General features: G+C 62.1%; 18 protein-coding genes. 12 read left to right on the top strand and 6 right to left on the bottom strand.

Annotation, left to right across the window (positions count from 1 at the left end; genetic code table 11):
• Positions 1-50 precede the first annotated feature (50 nt).
• Positions 51-989, bottom strand: coding sequence for an N-acetylglucosamine kinase (locus tag AC6CH8_RS03770; protein WP_498188693.1), 939 nt, complete (start codon positions 987-989; stop codon positions 51-53).
• Positions 990-1139: 150 nt separating this feature from the next.
• Between AC6CH8_RS03770 and AC6CH8_RS03765 the strand changes: the two genes are divergently transcribed.
• Positions 1140-1862 carry a GntR family transcriptional regulator gene (locus AC6CH8_RS03765; protein ID WP_498188691.1) on the top strand — a complete coding sequence of 241 codons (723 nt, stop codon included), beginning with the start codon at positions 1140-1142 and terminating at the stop codon, positions 1860-1862.
• An 8-nt stretch (positions 1863-1870) separates the two neighbouring features.
• On the opposite strand, the gene AC6CH8_RS03760 is transcribed toward AC6CH8_RS03765, so the two are convergent.
• Genes AC6CH8_RS03760 through kynA form a run of 3 tightly spaced genes read right to left on the bottom strand, consistent with a single transcriptional unit; the run spans position 1871 to position 4911 of the window.
• Positions 1871-2749 (bottom strand): PaaX family transcriptional regulator, encoded by an 879-nt coding sequence (locus AC6CH8_RS03760; RefSeq protein WP_498188689.1) that lies wholly within the window; start codon positions 2747-2749, stop codon positions 1871-1873.
• Between the two features lie 7 nt (positions 2750-2756).
• Positions 2757-3995 (bottom strand): kynureninase, encoded by a 1239-nt coding sequence (locus AC6CH8_RS03755; RefSeq protein WP_498188688.1) that lies wholly within the window; start codon positions 3993-3995, stop codon positions 2757-2759.
• 46 nt (positions 3996-4041) lie between these two features.
• Positions 4042-4911, bottom strand: a complete 870-nt coding sequence (gene kynA, locus AC6CH8_RS03750; RefSeq protein WP_498188686.1) for a tryptophan 2,3-dioxygenase — start codon at positions 4909-4911, stop codon at positions 4042-4044.
• Positions 4912-5054: 143 nt separating this feature from the next.
• Between kynA and AC6CH8_RS03745 the strand changes: the two genes are divergently transcribed.
• The 5 genes from AC6CH8_RS03745 (at position 5055) to AC6CH8_RS03725 (ending at position 8969) form a co-directional block, all read left to right on the top strand.
• Positions 5055-5573 carry an HAD domain-containing protein gene (locus AC6CH8_RS03745; protein WP_498188683.1) on the top strand — a complete coding sequence of 173 codons (519 nt, stop codon included), beginning with the start codon at positions 5055-5057 and terminating at the stop codon, positions 5571-5573.
• Positions 5574-5754: 181 nt separating this feature from the next.
• On the top strand, positions 5755-6960 hold the full coding sequence (locus AC6CH8_RS03740) for an inorganic phosphate transporter (protein ID WP_091467307.1): 1206 nt from the start codon (positions 5755-5757) through the stop codon (positions 6958-6960).
• Positions 6957-7178 (top strand): hypothetical protein, encoded by a 222-nt coding sequence (locus tag AC6CH8_RS03735; RefSeq protein ID WP_091467309.1) that lies wholly within the window; start codon positions 6957-6959, stop codon positions 7176-7178. The genes AC6CH8_RS03740 and AC6CH8_RS03735 overlap by 4 nt, the downstream gene beginning before the upstream one ends.
• Positions 7179-7664: 486 nt before the next feature.
• Complete coding sequence (locus AC6CH8_RS03730) at positions 7665-8402, top strand: hypothetical protein (protein ID WP_498188682.1); 738 nt, start codon at positions 7665-7667, stop codon at positions 8400-8402.
• 27 nt (positions 8403-8429) lie between these two features.
• Positions 8430-8969 carry a dihydrofolate reductase family protein gene (locus AC6CH8_RS03725; RefSeq protein WP_091467313.1) on the top strand — a complete coding sequence of 180 codons (540 nt, stop codon included), beginning with the start codon at positions 8430-8432 and terminating at the stop codon, positions 8967-8969.
• A gap of 26 nt (positions 8970-8995) precedes the next feature.
• Here AC6CH8_RS03725 and AC6CH8_RS03720 read toward each other — a convergent pair whose 3' ends face one another.
• Positions 8996-9460, bottom strand: coding sequence for a hotdog fold thioesterase (locus AC6CH8_RS03720; RefSeq protein ID WP_243836761.1), 465 nt, complete (start codon positions 9458-9460; stop codon positions 8996-8998).
• Between the two features lie 160 nt (positions 9461-9620).
• On the opposite strand from AC6CH8_RS03720, the gene polA reads away from it, so the two are divergent.
• The 4 genes from polA to rpsA all read left to right on the top strand — a co-directional run bounded on the left by polA (position 9621) and on the right by rpsA (position 16336).
• On the top strand, positions 9621-12263 hold the full coding sequence (gene polA, locus AC6CH8_RS03715; protein WP_498189234.1) for a DNA polymerase I: 2643 nt from the start codon (positions 9621-9623) through the stop codon (positions 12261-12263).
• A gap of 84 nt (positions 12264-12347) precedes the next feature.
• Positions 12348-13661, top strand: coding sequence for a GNAT family N-acetyltransferase (locus AC6CH8_RS03710; protein WP_498188681.1), 1314 nt, complete (start codon positions 12348-12350; stop codon positions 13659-13661).
• Positions 13662-13994: 333 nt separating this feature from the next.
• On the top strand, positions 13995-14678 hold the full coding sequence (locus AC6CH8_RS03705) for a polysaccharide deacetylase family protein (RefSeq protein ID WP_498188680.1): 684 nt from the start codon (positions 13995-13997) through the stop codon (positions 14676-14678).
• 182 nt (positions 14679-14860) lie between these two features.
• A complete protein-coding gene (gene rpsA / locus AC6CH8_RS03700) occupies positions 14861-16336 on the top strand; it encodes a 30S ribosomal protein S1 (RefSeq protein WP_011774756.1) in 1476 nt (491 codons plus the stop codon).
• A 94-nt stretch (positions 16337-16430) separates the two neighbouring features.
• Here rpsA and AC6CH8_RS03695 read toward each other — a convergent pair whose 3' ends face one another.
• The gene (locus AC6CH8_RS03695) at positions 16431-17120 is read right to left on the bottom strand and encodes an IMPACT family protein (RefSeq protein WP_498188679.1); all 690 of its coding nucleotides are present in this window, start codon (positions 17118-17120) and stop codon (positions 16431-16433) included.
• A gap of 22 nt (positions 17121-17142) precedes the next feature.
• On the opposite strand from AC6CH8_RS03695, the gene coaE reads away from it, so the two are divergent.
• Positions 17143-18381, top strand: coding sequence for a dephospho-CoA kinase (gene coaE, locus AC6CH8_RS03690; protein ID WP_498188678.1), 1239 nt, complete (start codon positions 17143-17145; stop codon positions 18379-18381).
• 29 nt (positions 18382-18410) lie between these two features.
• Positions 18411-20507, top strand: coding sequence for an excinuclease ABC subunit UvrB (gene uvrB, locus AC6CH8_RS03685; RefSeq protein ID WP_091467321.1), 2097 nt, complete (start codon positions 18411-18413; stop codon positions 20505-20507).
• The last annotated feature ends 115 nt before the right edge of the window (positions 20508-20622 follow it).

Genomic DNA, 20622 nt, shown 5'->3' with positions numbered 1-20622 from the left:
TCCGGTTGGCGGCGCCGATCACCTGCCCGGTTACTCCCGGGTCAGTTGACTTACTCCTGGACCAGCTGCCGGGCCAATTCCACTGCACCATGGACCGGGGGCTGAGCCAGGATCCGGATCAAGGACGGATCTTCCAAGGACATCTTGCGTGCCACGGCCGCGGCGAGCTGGCTCTGATTCACTAACAGGGCGCCGGCCATGACCAACGGCAGGTCCAATCCAAGCTCACCCATGACTTGTCGGGCAAGCGTAGCCAGCGAGTGCGCGGCCTCTGCCTGGATACGCAACGCCGCAGGATCGCCCTCCGCTGCCAGGTCCAGGACCAGCGGGGCCAAACCGGCCCAATGGTCAGGTTCGGGCTTGGCGTAGAAGGAGTCCATGAGCTGCAAAGCATCCACATTGGCTGTAGCCGCCATGAGTGCTCTGACCAGGGTGCCGGGTTCCAGCCCCGCATAGTACTCGCGAAGTGCCTCGCGGACTGCGTCGCGCACCACCGAGTAGCCTCCGCCTTCATCGCCCAGCAGGTACCCGTAACCTCCGCTGCGGGCTTCCCGGCCCTCGCGGTTCCGGCCCCACGCCACCGATCCGGTGCCCGCGACAACCACGGCTCCGGCGTCGAGGCCTGCTGCCGCCAGCACAATGCGGGTGTCATGCACCACGTCGATCCTGGCGCCGGGGAAATGTTCCGTGAGCAAGGCGGAGAGAACTGCACGACTTGCCGGGGTGTCCGCTCCGGCTGCTCCGGCACATACAGCCTTGATACCGCCACCCACACTTGCGGCGATCCGGCGCAGCACGGCATCGGCGCCTTGGTGCCCAACGGAGGACAGATTGGCGCTGGCTTCGGTGATTTCGACGCCGGAGCCACCCTGGGAGTCCACGTCGCCGTGTGCAGTATCGGACCTGACAGCGTGCGTCTTGGAGCCGCCTATGTGGAGGCCAAGAACAGCGGGAGTCACAGGATCTCCGCCGACTTGGTGGTGTTCCACTGCAGTATTTCCTCCAACTGACGTCCCTTCGTTTCGGGTGCGAACTTTCGGATAAGTGACGGTCTTCGGAAGCGGTTCCGGAGCGGGTACAGACCAACTCGATCAACATTGGCATAGACCAATGGTGTTGTCCATAAGTAGGATGCCAATATGTCCAGCGAAGTCGAGCACGCAACGCCCAAATACTACCTCTTGAAAACCGAGGTACTCGGGCTGATAGCCGGACTCCAACCGGGCACGCTGATTCCCACCGAGCGCGCCCTTGCCGAAAAGTACACCACCTCCCGGACCACTGTCAGGCAGGCCATCAGCGAGCTTGTGGCGGAAGGGAAGCTGGGGCGCATCCAAGGACACGGCACCTTCGTGGCGCCCCCAAAGATGACGCACGGCCGGCAGCTGACGTCTTTTTCGGATGACGCCCGGAGCCAGGGCTTGCGGCCGGATTCCACGCTGGTTGCCCTCGACGTCCTTCGATCTGATGCGGAGGTCGCCGCCCATCTGGGGGTAGACCAAGGTGACCCGGTGACCCGGCTGGAGCGCATCCGATTAATTGAGGGGGAGCCGTTGGCACATGAGATCGCCTGGCTTCCCGGGAAGCTGCCGCGGTTGAAGTCCAACCTGGCCAGGACGGGCTCGCTGTATTCCGTTCTGGCGGACGTCTACGGGGTCAAGGTGGCCGACGTTGAGGACACGGTGGAGACATCCCTCGCCGGTCCGGCGGACGTCAGGCTACTGGGAATCGAAATGGGAGCACCATTGCTGGTGGTCCACCGCCTGGCCCGTGATGCGGCCGGCGCGCCAGTGGAGTGGACCCGCAGTGCATTTCGCGGCGACAGGTTCCGGTTCGTGTCCCGCGTGGAGTCAGGGGGCTAAGTGCGCCATCAGGAAATGGCAGCCCCGGCAGTTTCCCGCAAGGTGTTGCGCACAAACTCCGCGCTCGGTTCCGCATAGGCGGCGACGAGCCGGCCGAACAAGGCAGTGCCCTCTGCTCCGGGCCAGTCCGCAGGCAGGAAGGCCGACGGCAGGCCAGGGTCAAGGTAGGGGATGATCCGCCATCGGTCGATGCACTGGACATAGGTAGCAAACGCCTCGGGGGAGGGCTCCATGGCTTGACCGGGATGCCGCGGAAGCTCGCCGTTGCTGTTGCTGTTAGTGTGCTGACGAATGAAGTCCCTATGCAGCTCAGCTACCGCTTCCAAGTCCCACCATTTGGACGCAGCATCCTGAAGGCTGCCACCCACCATTGGAGTTGCCGCCACAAAGATCGTGGCCATGCTCCGGAGGTCAAGGTCGGCAAGAATTTCTTCCACTTCCACCCGAAGCGAATCAGGGCAAATCCACAGTCCGGCGGCCACCGTACCGCAGCCGATCCAGTGGAGCCTGCGCCGTAGCTGATGCCGCTTCTCGCGCTCCGTCTCGGGGATGGAGAAGGAGATTAGGCACCAGGGATCCGACACTGACATGCTGCGCGGGTTGTAGATCCGGCGATCCCCCCGGGCAAGCATGGTTGCAGCGCCCTCGGTGAGGGTGAACCCGGGGACACCATCGCGGTTCTCCTGCACCACCACGTCCTTCTTGCGGAGCCGTCCCAGGGCCGTCCGGGTCACTGTTCCGGAGGTGCCCAGGGCTTCCATGAGGGTCACCATGTCCTTGGCTGACATCCACCCGCCGGCATCTCGCAGATACAGGCCGATGACGGTGCGCAGAAGCGACGTCGTACTCCCGGGGCGGGAGTCCATGTCGTCCAGGACGGCACTCATTTCCGGCTCACAGAAGGTCCGAGAGGACGTCGCGGATGGCTGCGATTCCCAGCTCAACCTCGGCGTAGCTTGTACTCAACGGTGACAGGCCGATGCGCAGGCCGTGAGGGGGACGGAAGTCGGGGATGACACCCTTTTCCCACAGCTTGGCGGTGACATCGGCGAAGAGCGGGTGGTCCACTGTGATGTGCGAGCCACGTTCGGCGGGATTGCGGGGACTCACGATTTCCGCACCAAGCGGGACCAGGAGTTCCTCGGAAAGCGCGATCGCGTACTCGGTCAGTTTGATCGACTTCTCACGGACGGCATCCATTCCCACGGTGGCGATCAATTCCACCATGTCCTTGAGGGGCTGCATGGCCAACACCGGAGGCGTTCCCGTGATGAACCTGCGCATGCCCTGCGCGGGCTTGTACGACTCCGTCATCCCGAACGGGTTGTCCGCACCCATCCAACCCCAGATGGGCTGCTGCAAACGATCCTGCTGTGACGCATTGACGTAGGCAAAGGCCGGTGAGCCCGGTCCGCCGTTGAGGTACTTGTAGGTGCATCCGACGGCAAGGTCAACGCCCCATTCGTCCAGGTTCAGAGGCACGGAGCCAACGGAGTGGCACAGGTCCCACAGCATCAAGGCGCCGGCTTGGTGCACCTTGGCGGTGATTCCCTTGGCATCGGCCAGGAATCCGGAGCGGTAGGCCACATGGCTGAGGACAACCACGGCGGTCCGCTCGCCCAGCAACCCGTCCAGGTCCTCCGCCCGCACACCACTGGCAGGGTTCGCGGCGATCCATTTGATGCTCGCCCCCCGCTCCTTGGCGATGCCCTCGATGATGAACCGGTCCGTTGGAAAGTTGTCGCGGTCGATGATGATTTCGTTGCGGCCCGGCTGGGCGTCGACTGCCGCGCGGATCATCTTGTACAGCATCACCGAGGTTGAGTCACCCACCGTGGTCTGTCCCGGAGCAGCGCCCAGGGCCACTTCGCCGATGCGGTCACCCACGACGATGGGCTCGTCCATCCATTGCTCGTCCCAGCCGCGGATGAGGCGGCTGCCCCAGGCGTCGTGAACGAAGGTAGCCAGATTCGCGGAGGTGACCTTCAGCGGGCGTCCGAGTGAGTTGCCGTCCAGATATGAGACGAGCTGATCGGCGTCGGGCGTGTAAAAAGCCTCACGCTGGGCGGCGAGGGGATCAGCGGCGTCCAGCTCGGCCGACGTCGGCTTTTGGGTCTGCTGCGCTGTGGTCATGGTTCCTCCTGCGGAAGTATTGGGCGGCCCTGGCCGGGCGGAGTTGCTAGTTGCCGATTTCTGTTCGGACGGCGTAGAGCTCGGGGAAGAACGTGAGGTCCAAGGCCCGCTTAAGGAAGTCCACGCCTGACGATCCGCCGGTACCTACCTTGAAACCGATGGTGCGTTGGACCGTCCGAAGGTGGCGGAAGCGCCAAGCCTGGAAGTTGTCCTCAATATCCACCAGGTCTTCGCAGGCTTCATAGAGGCCCCACGGGGTGTCGTCCGATTCGTAGATCTTCTGGAAGATGGGGACAAGGTCTTTGCGGAACGTCCACGGTTCGCTCGTGTCCCGGTCAAGAATGTCGGCCGGAATGTCGTAGCCGGCGCGCGCAAGAACCCTGAGGAAGGCGTCATACAGCGTGGGCTCCTCAAGGAGCTTTCCGAGCAATGCGTGAGCCTCGGGTTCGCTTTCGAAGACGCGCAACATTCCACGGTTTTTGTTGCCGAGCAGGAATTCAACGCCGCGGTATTGGTACGACTGGAAGCCGGACGAGCTCCCCAGGAAACCGCGGAACTGAGCGTACTCACGGGGTGTGAGCGTTCCAAGCACCGACCATTGCTCGGTCATGGTGCGTTGGATGGCCTTTACCCGGGCGATGCACTTGAGTGCCTTGCCGAGGTTGTCGGCATCGAAAAGCCGCCGGGCTTCCAGCAACTCGTGCAGGACCAGCTTCAGCCAGAGCTCACTGGTCTGGTGCTGGATGATGAACAGCAACTCATCGTGGTGTTCGGGTTCGCTGAGGGGGTGCTGGGAGCTGAGCAGGCGGTCAAGGTCCAGATATCCGCCGTACGACATCGCATGCCGGAAATCCGTACGGACTGTGTCCTCGATATCCCGGACGCTTTTGGCGGAATGAACTGTGGGCTTTTCCATTCTTCGAGAATATCACTTCCATGACGCACGTCAAGAGAATGATTTATCCAGTCTCTCGACGCTCATCCGTTTCCAGCGATCCGCTTCTCCTGCCCCGCTCTCCCGTAGGCTGATTCACAACCGTTGGGGAAGGGGGAGTGGCCATGGATGCCAGCCAGGGTGCCGCTGCGCCAGTGTCCGTGTATCTGGACGTCGACGGCGTGGTGAACCCCTTCAGTCCGGTCGGAAGCACTGACTGGGGTGGCGAATGGAGCATCGCTGACGCAGGGATCCTTGATGTCGCCTATGCGCCGGAAGTTGTTGCCGAACTCAATGATTTGGCGGGCCATCCAGCTGCGCGCTTTGTCTGGCTTACTACGTGGGAACGCCTGGCCCCGGAGTTTTTGTGCCCTGCCATTGGCTTGAATGGCCATGACTGGCCCGTGCTGTCCAGTCAAGGTTGGGATGAGGGCCCGGAGTGGTGGAAGCTGACGGCCCTCCAAAAGGATCTGGCCGCCATCGGCAGCGAGCGGATCATTTGGCTTGACGACCAACTCAGCCAGGAGTCCGATGCCCGGTCCTGGGCCGAATACCAGCAGGACCGTGTGCTTTGCATCTCACCGGATCCCCGCAAGGGCCTGTCCCGTCGCGACCTCGCGTCCGTACGGGCTTACCTGGGCTGAGACGGAGCATCTGCACGTTTGTCCGCTCACCGGATGCCACGTAGGATTCTTAAGGTTTCAAGCCCGCCAGAGTGAATCCCGCAAGCCAAGTCAGTTGAACAATTGCTGAACTATGCTGTGGATGGCAGGTATGGGGAAGTGAAACTGCTGAACGTCGACGACTCTGCAGATTGGGCAACAGGTGGATATCACCTTCATGGTCGCGCTGGTAATAGCGTTGGCCCTATTCTTTGATTTCACCAACGGGTTCCACGACACCGCCAATGCGATGGCTACGCCTATCGCTACAGGGGCTATCAAGCCCAAGACGGCAGTCGCCCTGGCCGCCGTGCTCAACCTCGTAGGCGCGTTCCTCTCCACGGAAGTGGCCAAGACCATTTCCGGCGGACTGATCCGGGAAGGCTCGGACGGAATCCACATCACGCCGGACATTATCTTTGCCGGCCTCATGGGGGCCGTCCTCTGGAACATGATTACCTGGCTCAAGGGCCTGCCGTCGAGTTCCTCGCACGCTCTTTTCGGCGGTCTCATCGGCGCGGCAGTGGTGGGCATCGGCCTGCATTCCATCAACTTCGAGACCGTGCTTCAGAAGGTGATCCTGCCCGCTATCTTCGCGCCGCTCATCGCAGGCCTTGTTGCGTACATCTGTACCCGCCTCGCGTATGCCTTGACTTCGCGGCATGATCCCGAAACCGGTGACAAGCTCACGCAGAAACGCGGCGGCTTCCGCACCGGGCAGATCTTCACCTCAAGCCTGGTGGCCCTCGCGCACGGTACCAATGACGCCCAGAAGACCATGGGCATCATCACCTTGGTCCTCATCGCCGGAGGCACGCAGGCACCGGGAAGCGGCCCGCAGTTCTGGGTCATCGCCGCCTGCGCGTTCGCCATCGCCATCGGAACCTACGCTGGTGGCTGGCGCATCATCCGCACCATGGGCTCGGGCCTCACCGAAGTAAAGCCGGCTCAGGGTTTTTCCGCTGAAACCAGCACCGCCTCGGCCATCCTGGCCTCTTCCCACTTGGGCTTTGCCCTCTCCACTACACAGGTTGCCTCAGGCTCGGTCATCGGCTCAGGCCTCGGCCGCAAGGGCACATCCGTCCGATGGGGCACCGCTGGAAAGATCGCCCTGGGATGGTTGTTCACCCTCCCGGCCTCCGCTATCGTCGGTGCCCTCACAGCTCTCCTGGTGAGCATCGGCGTCGTAGGCGTCGTCATCGCCGCAGTGGTGGGAACTGCCGCGGTCCTGTTCATGTTCGTCGTTTCCCGCAGGTCGCACGTTGGCCACCACAACGCCGTCGAGGTTGAAGAAGCCGGCCACGCCGTGCGGTTCCGTAAGAAGAAGAAGTCCCGAAAGACCACCCCCAGCGAGGATGTGCAGCGATGAAATGGTTGGAATTGCTGCAGGTGGGCGGAGTAACCCTCGTGGCCGCAGTGACTTTGGTCGTGCTCTACTCATTGGGCGTTCGCCTGACGGCCATCGCCGGTGACGCCCGGCAGAAGTCGCCCGCCCTGGTGCGCTCCCTGGCATTCGTTTGCTTTGGCTTCTGTGCACTGGCCGTTCTTTTCGGCATCTACTTGATCGTGCCCTATTTCGGGAAGTAAGCCCCTTTCTAGCCGTCAGGTCCGTTCGGGAGAATAATCAGCAGTGTAGTTATGCACATAGCTGCGTTGTTTTAATCCGGCAGATGTGGGGCTGTGATGACGTGCCGATCCCGGGAGCATCTCATCGGACTGGCGCTGGTTCCGGTCTTGATGCTTGGACTTTCGGCCTGCCTTCCTCCTGAAAACGACAGTCTCCCGCCTGGCTCGACCTCCGCCTCACCACCGGCGACCACTCCGTCGCAGGCCAGCACGGCTCAGGCCGGCACGACACAATCGGGGACGACACCATCGACCCAGGCAGAGGGCACCCCGTCTTCGGACGCCTCCGCAGAAGCCTCCCCGTCAGGCACCAACTCTGCGGACGCCACGACCGCAACACCCGAACCCACCGCCGTCGACCCTACTCACGGCTCCAGCGCCACTACTCAACAGCAGGAGACCCCAGGCCCCCAGGTCCCTTCCCGGAGTCCCACCGTGGTGAGTTGGGTGCCCACGGGACCCGTCGGTCCGAATGATCCAGCCCCGGGCCAGCGGTATCTCCTGCTCCAGCAATTTCAGTGCGATGCCTTGGCCCAAAGCGTGGCAGGGGCAGCAGACGCGGCCGTCTGGCTGGCGGGTGCCGCCGTCTGCCGTGCCCTTCAGACCGGAAGCCAAGAGGACTGGCAGCGGGCAACCGCTGCCGTCGCCAACACCCCACGGATCCCGCAACGGCAGTGCCTTGAGTTCAGGGTTGCCGCCACGTCAGCATCTGTGGTGGCGCAGTACCGCAGCAATCCCGGCGGCATCTTCAAAGCGGAACAGTCGCCTGGAGAAGCCTGCCCCCGGCAATTGCTCGGGCTGACCGTGGTGGACGGGGACTTGCGGCCCGTCACCGGGTCGACCCGCGCCTCAGGTCCCAGGGCCGGTGGCACGATTGTCCGCTTGGACGGTTACTACGTGCGGGTAGGAGAGGTCCTGTTCGACGGTGTCCCCACAGCCCCGGACGTTGTGGCCGGGGGAGGGGACTACCAGACGTTGTACTTGCGGATGCCCGCGGCCGAAGGCAGGGACGCCATCCGGATATCCATCACGGACACGGCGGATGTCGCCGGAACGGTGACCTTCTTCTACGACAATTCCGGCAACACCCCAAGTCCGCCGAATGACGCTGCAACGCCACCGGATTCCAAACGAGCCGGTGAAACACCCGCCGTTAAGCGAAGCAGTAAGCCTGCCACTGACTAGTCCGGGGTCATGTCCTAGTCTGGGGCCATGTCGATTTTCCAGTACTACGTAGCTTCAACCATTGACGGCTTCATCGCTTCGCCGGACGACGACCTTGGCTGGCTCCTGCAGTTCGACCAGGTTGAGGGCGTTAACGAGAGCATCGAGTCCTTCATGGCGGGCGTCGGCTGTATCGCCATGGGCGGCGATACCTATCGCTGGCTCATGGAACACGAACCCGGCAAATGGCCGTATCCGGACACGCCCTGCTGGGTGTTCACCCATCACGAATACTCCGCTCCGGCCGGTTCGGATATCACCTTTGTCCGGGGTGACGTCCGGGAGTTCGCCCCGGACCTGCTGAAGGATGCCGGCGACAAGAACGTTTGGCTGGTGGGCGGAGGCGACCTCGTGGCCCAATTCGCCAATGCCGGCCTGCTTCACGAGATGATCGTCACCATCATTCCCGTGGTGCTGGGCGCAGGGAAGCGACTGCTGCCCCTCAACGGCCCGACGGCGCCACTTGAGTTGGTTTCGTCGAAGATCCTGGGTGGGGCCGCGGCCGAGCTGCACTACCGCTTGCCGTGACGGTCCAGTTCAGTGACGGTTCAGGCTCAGTGACGGTTGTCCCGGATCATGTTGGTGATCCGGGCAGTTGAGAGCCTGCGCCCTTTGTCATCCGTGATGACGATCTCGTGGGTGGCCAAGGTCCCGCCAAGGTGGATGGCCGTGCACGTGCCTGTCACTATGCCGCTGGCAACGGAACGGTGATGGGTGGCGCCCACCTCGATGCCCACCGCATGGCGACCCCTGCCGGCGTGGAGGGATGCGGCGAACGAACCCAAAGTCTCCGCCAGGACAACATGCGCGCCGCCGTGGAGGATGCCGGCCACCTGGGTGTTTCCTTCCACCGGCATCGTGGCCACCGTGCGCTCGGCGCTCATTTCCGTGAACCGGATGCCCAGTTTCACCACAAGGGCGCCAACGCCATGCGCTGAAAGCCAATCGTGGAACTCTTCGGGAACACCTGCCTCATTGAGTTCGTCGACAAACCGGTTCGGCGTGAAATTGTCCATCATGCCAACTAGGCTGGCACCTGTGAGTGAAACAACCAAACCGGACCAGGTTCCAACGGCCCAAGCTGCTGCCATCGCTACAGCACCCACCCCCTCTGCCACAGCTTCCACCAGCTCCATGGGGGAGGGCCGGCCCAGGCTGCTGGTCCTGGACGGCCACTCCATGGCTTTCCGGGCTTTCTACGCCCTTCCCGCAGAGAATTTCTCCACGGCCAGGGGTCAGTACACCAACGCAGTGCACGGGTTCACGTCCATGCTGATCAACCTGATCAAGGACCAGAAGCCCACCCACGTTGCCGTCGCTTTCGACGTCTCGGACGACACGACGTTCCGCAAAGCGGAGTACAGCGAATACAAAGGCGGCAGGAACGCCACCCCTGCGGAGTTCGCGGGCCAGATCGGCCTCATTGCCAAGGTCATGGAAGCCTGGGGCATCAGGACCATAGCCATGCCCGGCTATGAAGCCGATGATGTCCTGGCCACGCTGGCAGCCCAAGGTGACGCTGCAGGCTTCGAAGTCCTTCTTGTCTCAGGCGACCGGGACGCGTTCCAGCTGATCAACGACAACGTCTTTGTGCTGTACCCCAAGCAGGGTGTCAGCAACATCCCCAGGATGGACGCTGCGGCCATCGAGGAGAAGTACTTCGTCAAGCCCGGTTTGTACTCCGACCTCGCCGCGCTCGTGGGCGAAACTGCGGACAACCTTCCCGGCGTTCCAGGCGTTGGCCCCAAAACGGCTGCCAAGTGGATTAATCTCTACGGTGGCCTGGAAGGCATCCTGGACAACCTTGACTCCATCGGCGGCAAGGTGGGAGGGGCCCTGAAGGAAAACATTGAAAACGTCAAGCGCAACCGCAGGCTCAACCGGCTCCTGACCGACCTCGACCTACCCCTCACCTTGGCTGACTTGCATGAGCCACGTCCGGATCGCCAGGCCATAGAGGATCTGTTCGAGGAACTCGAATTCCGGACGCTCCGTACGCGTTTGTTCGACCTCTACGGTGATGACACTGCCGGGGCGGCCCCCGACACCATCGATGCCCCTGAATACTCGGTACTCACGGACGCCGCGGGACTTGAGGCCTTCTTCGCAGCCGGATCCGGTGTGCGTTCAGCATTGGCAGTGCAACTGGTTCCTGGACGCATCGGCGATGACGCAAGTGCCTTGGCTGTTGTCAGGAGCAACGGAGCTGCGTACATCGAATTGACGGGCCTTGACGCTGCAGCTGAGGCCGTCCTGGCCCGGTGGCTCAAGGACCCCGAGGAAGCCAAGGTGCTTCACGAGTTCAAGTCGGCCCTCAAGGCTCTTCACAACCGTGGCCTCGGCTTGGAAGGCGTAGTGGATGACACCTCCATCTCCGGCTACCTGATCCAGCCGGACCGCCGTAGTTACGACCTCGCCGAGCTCGCCCAAGTCCACTTGAAGATCTCCCTTGCCACGGCCGCCACACAGTCCGGGCAGCTGGAACTCGACCTCTCGGGTGGAACAGACCAGGCTGCAGCAGCAGCGCTCGTCCAGCATGCCGCCGTCGTGCATGCCCTCAGCAAGCACTTCGAAACGGAACTTGCCGACATCAAGGCTGACGCCCTGCTGACGACGCTGGAGCTTCCTGTGGCACGCGTGCTGGCACAGATGGAACTGACCGGCATCTTTGTGTCCACGGACCGTATGGACGAGCAACTCGCGGACCTCACCAAGGTGATCGAGAATGCCCAGGAACAGGCATTCGCGGCGATCGGTCACGAGGTGAACCTCGGATCGCCCAAGCAGTTGCAGACGGTCCTTTTCGAGGAACTCGGCCTGCCCAAGACCAAGAAGATCAAGTCCGGGTACACTACGGACGCCGCCTCCCTGAAGGGGCTGCTGGAGAAGACCGGCCACGAATTCCTGGTCCAGCTCATGGCGCACCGTGAGTCTTCCAAGCTGGCTCAGATGGTGGAGACCCTCAAAAAGTCCGTTGCTGATGATGCACGCATCCACACAACGTATGCGCAAAACATTGCAGCCACCGGCCGCATCTCGTCCAACAACCCCAACCTGCAGAACATCCCGGTCCGCAGCGAGGAAGGACGTCGCGTCCGCGGCATCTTCGTCGTCAGCGAAGGCTACGAGTGCCTGTTGTCGGCCGACTACTCGCAGATCGAAATGCGCATCATGGCTCACCTTTCAGGCGACGAAGCGCTGATCCAGGCATACCGTGACGGCGAGGACCTGCACCGATTTGTAGGATCGCGGATCTTCAACGTGGCACCGGCCGAAGTTACCAGTGCCATGCGCTCCAAGGTGAAAGCGATGTCCTATGGCCTGGCGTACGGCCTGACGTCCTTCGGCTTGTCCAAGCAGCTGGAAATCTCCGTGGATGAGGCACGCACGCTCATGAAGGACTACTTCGACCGCTTCGGCGGGGTGCGTGACTACCTGCGCGGTGTAGTGGATCAGGCCAGGACGGACGGTTATACGGCCACCATTGAAGGACGCCGACGCTACCTGCCGGACCTGACCAGCACGAACCGGCAGGCAAGGGAAGCAGCAGAACGCATCGCCCTGAACTCGCCCATCCAGGGCTCGGCTGCGGACCTCATCAAGCGCGCCATGCTGGGTGTCTCGGCGGAGCTCGCCAGCCAGGGCCTTAAATCGCGCCTGCTGCTGCAGGTCCACGACGAACTTGTCCTGGAAGTGGCCCCGGGAGAACGCGAAGCCGTGGAGAAGTTGGTCATCGACCAGATGGGTTCGGCCGCCGAGTTGTCCGTCCCGCTTGATGTCCAGATTGGCGTTGGTTCCAGCTGGTACGAGGCCGGACACTAGTCCAGGGAAGCTTTCAGAGGAACGCCGGAGGGCGCGCCGCCTTTATGGTGGCGCGCCCTCCGGCGTCTGGCTAGGCTCGAAGGCGTGGCCGATCCCAATGAAAAGATGTCCGGAAAATACACCGTCCAACGTTTCCCAGCCGTAGCCGATCCTGATGACGCCGGTTATGGCCGCTGCACCACTTGGGTGCAGGCTGTCTCCCACGGATTCCATCAACAGCGGCGCGATGATGAATACCTGGCCAAAACCCTGGCGGCCTACCAAACGGACAAGCGCGAACTGACAGGCGTCTACGCCAATGGCACCGTGCCTGTGCATTCGCTTGGCTCCGACGTTCCGGTGGCAACGTACGCGACTATGCGCAAGGCCCTGAACATAGGTTTTGGCCGCCAGCTTGAATCCAACCTCGTCACCGCCGTGACAGTCCGCGGCACCCACCGGCGGAACGGGATTCTTCGCGGCATGATCACCGCCGACTTGGAAGCTGCCAAGGATGACGGCCTGGCCATGGCCGCCCTCACCGCGTCAGAGGCGTCCATTTATGGCCGCTTCGGCTTCGGTGTTGCCACTTTTGAGCGAAGCATCAAGGTTGATACCGGGCCAAGATTCCGCCTCAGGGGCCAGCCGCTGGGCACCGTGGAAGTCGCCGATCCCTCTGTTTTGCTGGACATCGCGCCGCAGGTTTTTGAACGCGTCCAGCGAATCTCGCCGGGTTCCATCGACAGGCAAGAGTACTACCGGCTGCTCGCCTCCGGTTCCATCGGCCATGACGGCAAGCCCGACACCTCCGTCCGCTGCGCCCTTCACTATGACCCTTCCGGATCATTGGATGGTTACGTTTCGTACCGCTTCAAAGGGTGGGACCACAAGCCTTACACCATGGAAATCGTGGACCTCGTCGCGGCAAGCAACGCGGCTTACCTGGACCTGTGGCGATTCCTGGGCAGCATCGACCTCATTGACGAAGTGACCTGGGCAGAAGCGCCTGTGGACGACCCCCTCGCATGGGCCTTGGAAGATCCAAGGTGCATCGAGGCCTCTGAGATCCGCGACATGCTGTGGCTTAGGATCCTCGATACTCCTGCTGCCCTGCGCGCCCGCAGCTTCCCGGTTGCCGGCAGGCTGGTACTGGAGGTGTCGGATTCTTTGGGTCTGGCGGGTGGCACCTGGGTTCTGGAGTCCGACGGCGGTGCTGCCGCCGTCGTGAATGAAGCGTCCGGCGAGGCGCCGGACCTCATCCTGGACGTCACAGACCTCGCATCCATCTACCTTGGGGCCGTGTCGCCGGTAACGTTGGCCGCTGCAGGTCGTATCAGTGAGAAAACAGCGGGAGCTGCTTTCCTGGCCCAGCAGTTGTTTGCAGTCGAACGTTCCGCTCACTGTCTGACGCACTTCTAGCAACCTCGTCTTTCGCAAGCACGTCTTTACAACCACATAGCTACAAACCAGATAGGGACATCCATGGGGGATTCCGAGCGGCGGCCATTGGCCGGCCGGCGATCAGTGCTGCTTGGAATGGCGGGCCTTGCTTCCGCCGCCCTGACGGCGTGTGCGGACAGGGGCGGTACGACGCAGCCTTCCACGTCAAGCACAAGCCCGCCCGCTCCGATGTCTCAGCGAACGGGACCGGCCGTACCGCCACCCTCCATAGCCACCAGGTCCAGTGAACAGGCGGCCGCTGCCCTCGCACCGGCCGTTCCTCCCAAGTCGATACCTGACAAGCAACAAATCGTGGCGGAGTTCGCGGGGAGGCAGCGCAAGGAATGGGGACTGCATGTGACGGGGGTCGTGAACAATTCGCGGTCGCATCACGTGGCGTTGACATTCGACGCTTGCGGCGGGCCCGGCGGCACAGGGTGCGACCACGCACTGCTGAACACTCTTCGCCGGCACAAGGTCCCTGCAACCCTGTTCGTCAACAGCCGATGGATCCACGCCAACCCCTCGCTTTCGGCTGAACTGGCGGTCGACCCGCTGTTCGAACTCGCCAATCACGGTACCGCCCACCTCCCGCTGTCGGTGAACGGCAGGGCGGCGTATGGCATCCACGGGACCGCCACCGTCGCCGCTGCCTACGACGAACTCATGGGTAACCAAGCGATACTGCAGGAAATCAGCGGCAAGATCCCACAGTTTTTCCGTCCTGGTACTGCGTTCTACGACGACGTCACAGTTGAGGTGACTCGGAGGCTCGGCATGCTGCCGGTCAACTTCACGGTCAACGGCGACGGCGGAGCAACGTTTTCGGCGGCCACCGTTGCCGCCGAAGTGGGACGGGTAGTGCCCGGAGACATCGTCATTTCACACTTCAACAGACCGGCCGCAGGCACAGCCGGCGGCTATGCGCGTGCCCTGCCGCAGCTACTGGATCAGGGAGTCACGTTCACGCGTCTGGGAGACATCCTCTCGCCGTGACACTCCTTTTGACCCTGCTTTGCCAATGCGACTAGAATAAACGGGCGTGTACTACGTGCATGCATCCATTTGTACTAATCCACAAATCAGGTTGACCCGGTTTTTGCCGTGTTCTGCCGTCCGGACCCGGGCGGCAGCGGTTTGCCTGACCGACTAACTATCCACAACGGAGCCCCTACTACATGACCATCACCTCCACCGAGAAGCCCGGTACCCCCGTAGTCGCCATTAACGACATCGGTACCGCTGAGGACTTCCTCGCAGCTGTCGACGCCACCATCAAGTACTTCAACGACGGAGACCTCGTCGAAGGTACCGTCGTCAAGGTCGACCGCGACGAAGTTCTGCTCGACATCGGTTACAAGACCGAAGGTGTCATCCCTTCCCGCGAGCTTTCCATCAAGCACGATGTTGATCCCGGTGACGTCGTCGCCGTTGGCGATCAGGTCGAAGCTTTGGTTCTCACCAAGGAAGACAAAGAAGGCCGTCTGATCCTCTCCAAGAAGCGTGCTCAGTACGAGCGTGCCTGGGGCGACATCGAGAAGGTCAAGGAAGAAGACGGTGTCGTTACCGGTACCGTCATCGAGGTTGTCAAGGGTGGCCTCATCCTGGACATCGGCCTGCGCGGCTTCCTGCCCGCATCGCTCGTGGAGATGCGTCGTGTCCGCGACCTCGCTCCGTACATCGGTCAGCAGATCGAAGCCAAGATCATCGAGCTGGACAAGAACCGCAACAACGTTGTGCTGTCCCGCCGTGCATGGCTCGAGCAGACTCAGTCCGAGGTTCGCTCCACGTTCCTCAACAAGCTGGAAAAGGGCCAGGTTCGTCCGGGCGTCGTTTCCTCCATCGTCAACTTCGGTGCATTCGTGGACCTGGGCGGCGTAGACGGTCTCGTTCACGTTTCCGAGCTGTCCTGGAAGCACATCGACCACCCGTCCGAGGTTGTCGAGGTTGGCCAGGAAGTCACCGTCGAGGTCCTCGAAGTGGATCTGGACCGCGAGCGTGTCTCCCTGTCGCTCAAGGCTACGCAGGAAGATCCGTGGCAGACCTTTGCCCGCACCCACGCCCTCGGCCAGGTTGTTCCGGGTAAGGTCACCAAGCTGGTTCCGTTCGGTGCGTTCGTTCGCGTCGAAGACGGCATCGAAGGCCTCGTGCACATCTCCGAGCTGGCTGTCCGCCACGTGGAGCTTGCAGAGCAGGTTGTCTCCGTTGGCGACGAACTGTTCGTCAAGGTCATCGACATCGACCTCGAGCGTCGCCGTATCTCCCTCTCCCTCAAGCAGGCTAACGAGGGCGTTGACGCTGACAGCACCGAGTTCGATCCCGCTCTGTACGGCATGGCCGCTGAGTACGACGAAGAGGGCAACTACAAGTACCCTGAGGGCTTCGACCCCGAGTCGAACGAATGGCTCGAAGGCTACGAGACCCAGCGCGCCGCTTGGGAGCAGCAGTACGCTGACGCCCAGACCCGCTGGGAAGCCCACAAGAAGCAGGTTGCCCAGCACGCTGCTGACGACGCTGCTGCTGCAACGTCCGGTGAGAGCGATTCCGGCACCACCAGCTACTCCTCGGAGCCGGCTGCTGCCGAGTCCAACGCTGGTACCCTGGCGTCTGACGAAGCACTCGCCGCACTGCGTGAGAAGCTGACCGGCAACTAATTCCGCCTCCCTCACGGGATGTGCTGAATAGCCAAAAAAGGACCCCTGCCTCCGGGCAGGGGTCCTTTTGCGTATTCCGCGTAGCCGGCCATGTTTAGCGGGGGACGTCAACCCAATCGGTTCCCTGTGGCCTGAGCTCCAAGTTGCCGGCTGTCAGCGAAGCCAGCCGTGAGCGGGCCGCCGAAATTGTTGCTGCATCATCCGGCAAAGCCACTCGCAGTACGGTGTGCCGGGGTTCGTATCCGGTCTCCGCCATGACGTACCCGGCGCTGCGAAGTTCGTTCTCCAAACGGCCGGCCTCGGCATGGGGGACGTCGATGGCGCACAGGCGCAGCCTTCGCCGATGAACCAACGGTGCCCGCTCCAGGGCTGCCGACACCGACTCGGAGTACGCACGGACCAGGCCGCCCGCACCCAGGAGGATTCCACCGAAATAGCGCACGACGACGGCACTTACGTCGCTGAGGTCCGTCACCCCCGGCGCGGTCTCGCGTTTGATCAGGGCCTCCAGCATGGGAATGCCTGCCGTGCCCGAGGGTTCGCCGTCGTCGCTGGACCGTTGAATCATCCGATCAGGACCTAGGACGAAGGCCGAGCAATGGTGACGGGCGTCGTGGAATTCACGCCGCAGGTCACTAACCAGTGAGCGGGCGGTTTCCTCGTCTGGTGAGCGCCGAAGAACGGTAATGAAACGGGACCGCCGGATCTCCAGTTCGTGGCGGAAATCCGAACCCACGGCGAGTGTCGTGTACGTTGTCGCGCGGCTGTCATCCTCATTTTCCACCGCTTCAGTCTAGTGTTGGAGGGTGCTGAAAATCGGGCTGACGGGCGGCATCGCCTCAGGGAAGTCACTGGTGGCATCCAAGCTGCAGGAATTGGGTGCCATCCTTGTGGACGCGGACCTCATTGCGCGGGAAGTAGTGGAGCCTGGAACTCCAGGCCTCGCTGACGTCGTGGACGCATTCGGTCCTGGAATCCTTGACGAAGCGGGAAGGCTCGACCGGCCCAAACTTGGTTCCATCGTGTTTCAGGACCCTACTCAACGCGAAGTACTCAACGGCATCATCCATCCGCTGGTCCGCGAGGCTGCTGCGGCGATTGTGTCAGGTGCTGGCCCTGGTGACATCGTGGTCCAGGACATTCCGCTCCTCGTCGAGACCGGGCAGGGCAGTAGCTTCCATTTGGTACTGGTGGTGGATGCTCCTGATGAAGTGCGCATTCAGCGCATGGTGGAGTTCCGCCGGATGTCCAGGGATGATGCCTTGGCCCGTATGGCTTCACAGGCCACGCGTGCGGAGCGCAATGCTGCTGCCGACGTTGTCCTGACCAACTCCGGAAGCCGGGAAGAGTTGCTCGCCGCCGTCGAGGCTTTGTGGGAGCGGCGCCTGATCCCCTTCGCTGAGAACCTCAGCCGGGGCACCAGGGCCTCCCGTAAAGATGGCCCTGTCATGAGCCGGTCGAAGGGGGAGTGGGGGGTCCAGGCCGAGCGGCTCGCGGAGCGGGTTCTCGTTGCCGCTCCCCACGACATCCTTGCAGTGGACCATATCGGCTCCACGTCGGTACCGGGCCTGGCGGCAAAGGACGTGATTGACCTCCAACTCGCTGTGGCCGATCTTGCGACGGCGGACAGGATCGCGCCGCTCCTTGCCGCTGCCGGCTTCCCCGCCGTGCCGGAGGCTAACCAAGACACCCCAAAGCCCTCCCAACCCGATCCCGCAGAGTGGCAGAAGAGACTCCATGCCAACGCAGATCCAGGTCGGCCGGTGAACCTTCATGTCCGGGTGGCCGGCTCGCCCGGATGGCGCTATGCGCTGCTTTTCCGCGACTGGTTGCGGGCAGAGCAGTCTGCCCTGACCGATTACCAGGCGCACAAGCAGGAATTGGCGGCCGCGCACGCGGCGGATCACGGCACGGGGGACTATGCTGACGCAAAGGAGCCGTGGTTCACCGAGGTTGCCTGGCCGCTCATGAATGCCTGGGCCGAGCGCACAGGCTGGATGCCGCCGTCGTATACGTCTTCAGCTGAAGGCAAACGCGGACAGTAGCTGTCCTAGGGCGGGGGTAGATTGGTTTCATGAGCCTTGCCCAGGAAATCAACCGTGTCGTCGCGCCTTTCGAAGTGATCAGTGAGTTCAAACCCGCGGGTGATCAACCGACTGCCATCGCAGAACTGACCGAACGAATCAACAACGGCGAGAAGGACGTTGTCCTGCTCGGCGCCACTGGTACGGGCAAGAGCGCCACCACGGCATGGCTCATCGAACAGGTCCAGCGGCCCACCCTGGTGATGGTCCAGAACAAGACCCTTGCAGCCCAGCTGGCCAATGAATTCCGGGAGCTGCTGCCTAATAATGCGGTGGAGTACTTCGTCTCCTACTACGACTACTACCAGCCAGAGGCCTACGTAGCGCAGACGGACACCTTCATCGAAAAAGACTCCTCCATCAATGAGGAAGTGGAACGGCTTCGGCACTCTGCCACTAACGCCCTCCTGACCCGCCGCGACGTCATCGTGGTGGCCACGGTATCCTGCATCTACGGCCTGGGTACGCCTGAAGAGTACATCGCCGGCATGGTGACGCTCCGCAAGGGCGCAGAAATGAACCGCGACCATCTCCTCCGGAAGTTCGTCTCCATGCAGTACGCACGCAATGACATGGACTTCCACCGGGGCACCTTCCGGGTCCGTGGCGATACCGTTGAGATCATCCCCATGTACGAGGAACTCGCCATTCGGATCGAGTTCTTCGGTGATGAAATCGAGAACATCCAGACACTCCATCCCCTCACCGGTGAGGTTCTCCGGGACGAGGAAGAGATGTACGTTTTCCCGGCCTCGCACTATGTGGCGGGCCCTGAGCGTATGGCCCGCGCCATCAAACGGATCGAGGACGAACTTGCTGATCGCTTAAAGGTCCTCGAAGGCCAGAACAAGCTTGTGGAAGCCCAGAGACTCCGGATGCGCACTACGTACGACCTCGAAATGATGCAGCAGATGGGGTTCTGCAACGGCATTGAGAACTACTCCGTGCACATCGATGGCCGCGAGCCTGGAACAGCACCACACTGCCTGATCGACTACTTCCCGGATGACTTCCTGCTGGTGGTTGATGAATCGCACGTCACCATTCCGCAGATCGGTGCCATGTACGAGGGCGATATGTCCCGTAAGCGCAACCTCGTGGACTTCGGCTTCCGCCTGCCGTCGGCGATGGACAACCGGCCCCTCAAATGGGATGAATTCCTGCAACGCATCGGCCAGACCGTGTATCTGTCCGCAACCCCGGGTAAGTACGAGCTCGGCAAAGCCGACGGCTATGTGCAGCAAATCATTCGCCCCACCGGCCTTATCGACCCCGAGGTAGTGGTCAAGCCCACCAAGGGACAGATTGACGACCTGCTCGGTGAAATCAGGACCCGCACGGAAAAGAATGAACGCGTCCTGGTTACCACCTTGACCAAGCGCATGGCAGAAGACCTTACGGACTACCTCGTGGGTCACGGCGTCAAGGTGGAGTATCTTCACTCCGACGTCGATACCCTGCGTCGAGTGGAACTGCTCCGCGAACTTCGAATGGGCGTCTTCGACGTCCTGGTGGGCATCAACCTGCTCCGCGAAGGTTTGGACCTTCCCGAGGTTTCCCTCGTCAGCATTCTGGATGCCGACAAGGAAGGTTTCCTGCGTTCCTCCACCTCCCTGATCCAGACCATCGGCCGTGCCGCCCGTAACGTTTCGGGTCAGGTACATATGTATGCGGACCGGATTACCGACTCCATGGCCCATGCCATTGAGGAGACCAACCGGCGCCGAGCTATCCAGGTGCAGTACAACACGGATCACGGCATAGACCCGCAGCCGTTGCGCAAGAAGATTGCGGACATCACCGATCAGCTGGCCAAGGAAGACGCGGACACCCAGGAACTGCTCAACAACAACAGGCTGGCCAAGGGCGGCAAGCGCAAGGCGGCCGCCAAGGGTGCCGCCACAGTTCGGCAGGATGGCCTTGCCGCAGCTCCCGCTGAAGACCTTGTAGGCCTCATTGAGCAACTGACCGAACAGATGCACGGGGCGGCTGCTGAGCTGCAGTTCGAGGTCGCTGCCCGCATCCGCGATGAAGTCAAGGAATTGAAGCGCGAATTACGCCAGATGCAGTCCGCCGGGCACGCCTAAGGTAAGGTTGAGGTCACGTAGGGGAGTATCCCAAGCGCTACATCCGTCAGCACGCAAGGCACAGATGCCTCGCCGGATCTAGCGGGCCGCCAAAATTTGCATTCACCGCACCCTG

This window comes from Paenarthrobacter sp. GQ52, from assembly GCF_059759005.1.
The sequence above is the reverse complement of the archived record's forward strand: the minus strand, read 5'-3'. Positions and strand labels throughout refer to the sequence as shown.

Excerpts from the sequence above, each read along its gene's own strand:
- AC6CH8_RS03755 (WP_498188688.1), bottom strand. The coding sequence starts at position 3,995 with ATGACCACAGCGCAGCAGACCCAAAAGCCGACGTCGGCCGAGCTGGAC.
- polA (WP_498189234.1), top strand. The coding sequence starts at position 9,621 with ATGGCTTTCCGGGCTTTCTACGCCCTTCCCGCAGAGAATTTCTCCACG.
- AC6CH8_RS03735 (WP_091467309.1), top strand. The coding sequence starts at position 6,957 with ATGAAATGGTTGGAATTGCTGCAGGTGGGCGGAGTAACCCTCGTGGCC.
- kynA (WP_498188686.1), bottom strand. The coding sequence starts at position 4,911 with ATGGAAAAGCCCACAGTTCATTCCGCCAAAAGCGTCCGGGATATCGAG.
- uvrB (WP_091467321.1), top strand. The coding sequence starts at position 18,411 with ATGAGCCTTGCCCAGGAAATCAACCGTGTCGTCGCGCCTTTCGAAGTG.
- AC6CH8_RS03725 (WP_091467313.1), top strand. The coding sequence starts at position 8,430 with ATGTCGATTTTCCAGTACTACGTAGCTTCAACCATTGACGGCTTCATC.
- rpsA (WP_011774756.1), top strand. The coding sequence starts at position 14,861 with ATGACCATCACCTCCACCGAGAAGCCCGGTACCCCCGTAGTCGCCATT.
- AC6CH8_RS03745 (WP_498188683.1), top strand. The coding sequence starts at position 5,055 with ATGGATGCCAGCCAGGGTGCCGCTGCGCCAGTGTCCGTGTATCTGGAC.
- AC6CH8_RS03720 (WP_243836761.1), bottom strand. The coding sequence starts at position 9,460 with ATGATGGACAATTTCACGCCGAACCGGTTTGTCGACGAACTCAATGAG.
- AC6CH8_RS03760 (WP_498188689.1), bottom strand. The coding sequence starts at position 2,749 with ATGAGTGCCGTCCTGGACGACATGGACTCCCGCCCCGGGAGTACGACG.
- AC6CH8_RS03765 (WP_498188691.1), top strand. The coding sequence starts at position 1,140 with ATGTCCAGCGAAGTCGAGCACGCAACGCCCAAATACTACCTCTTGAAA.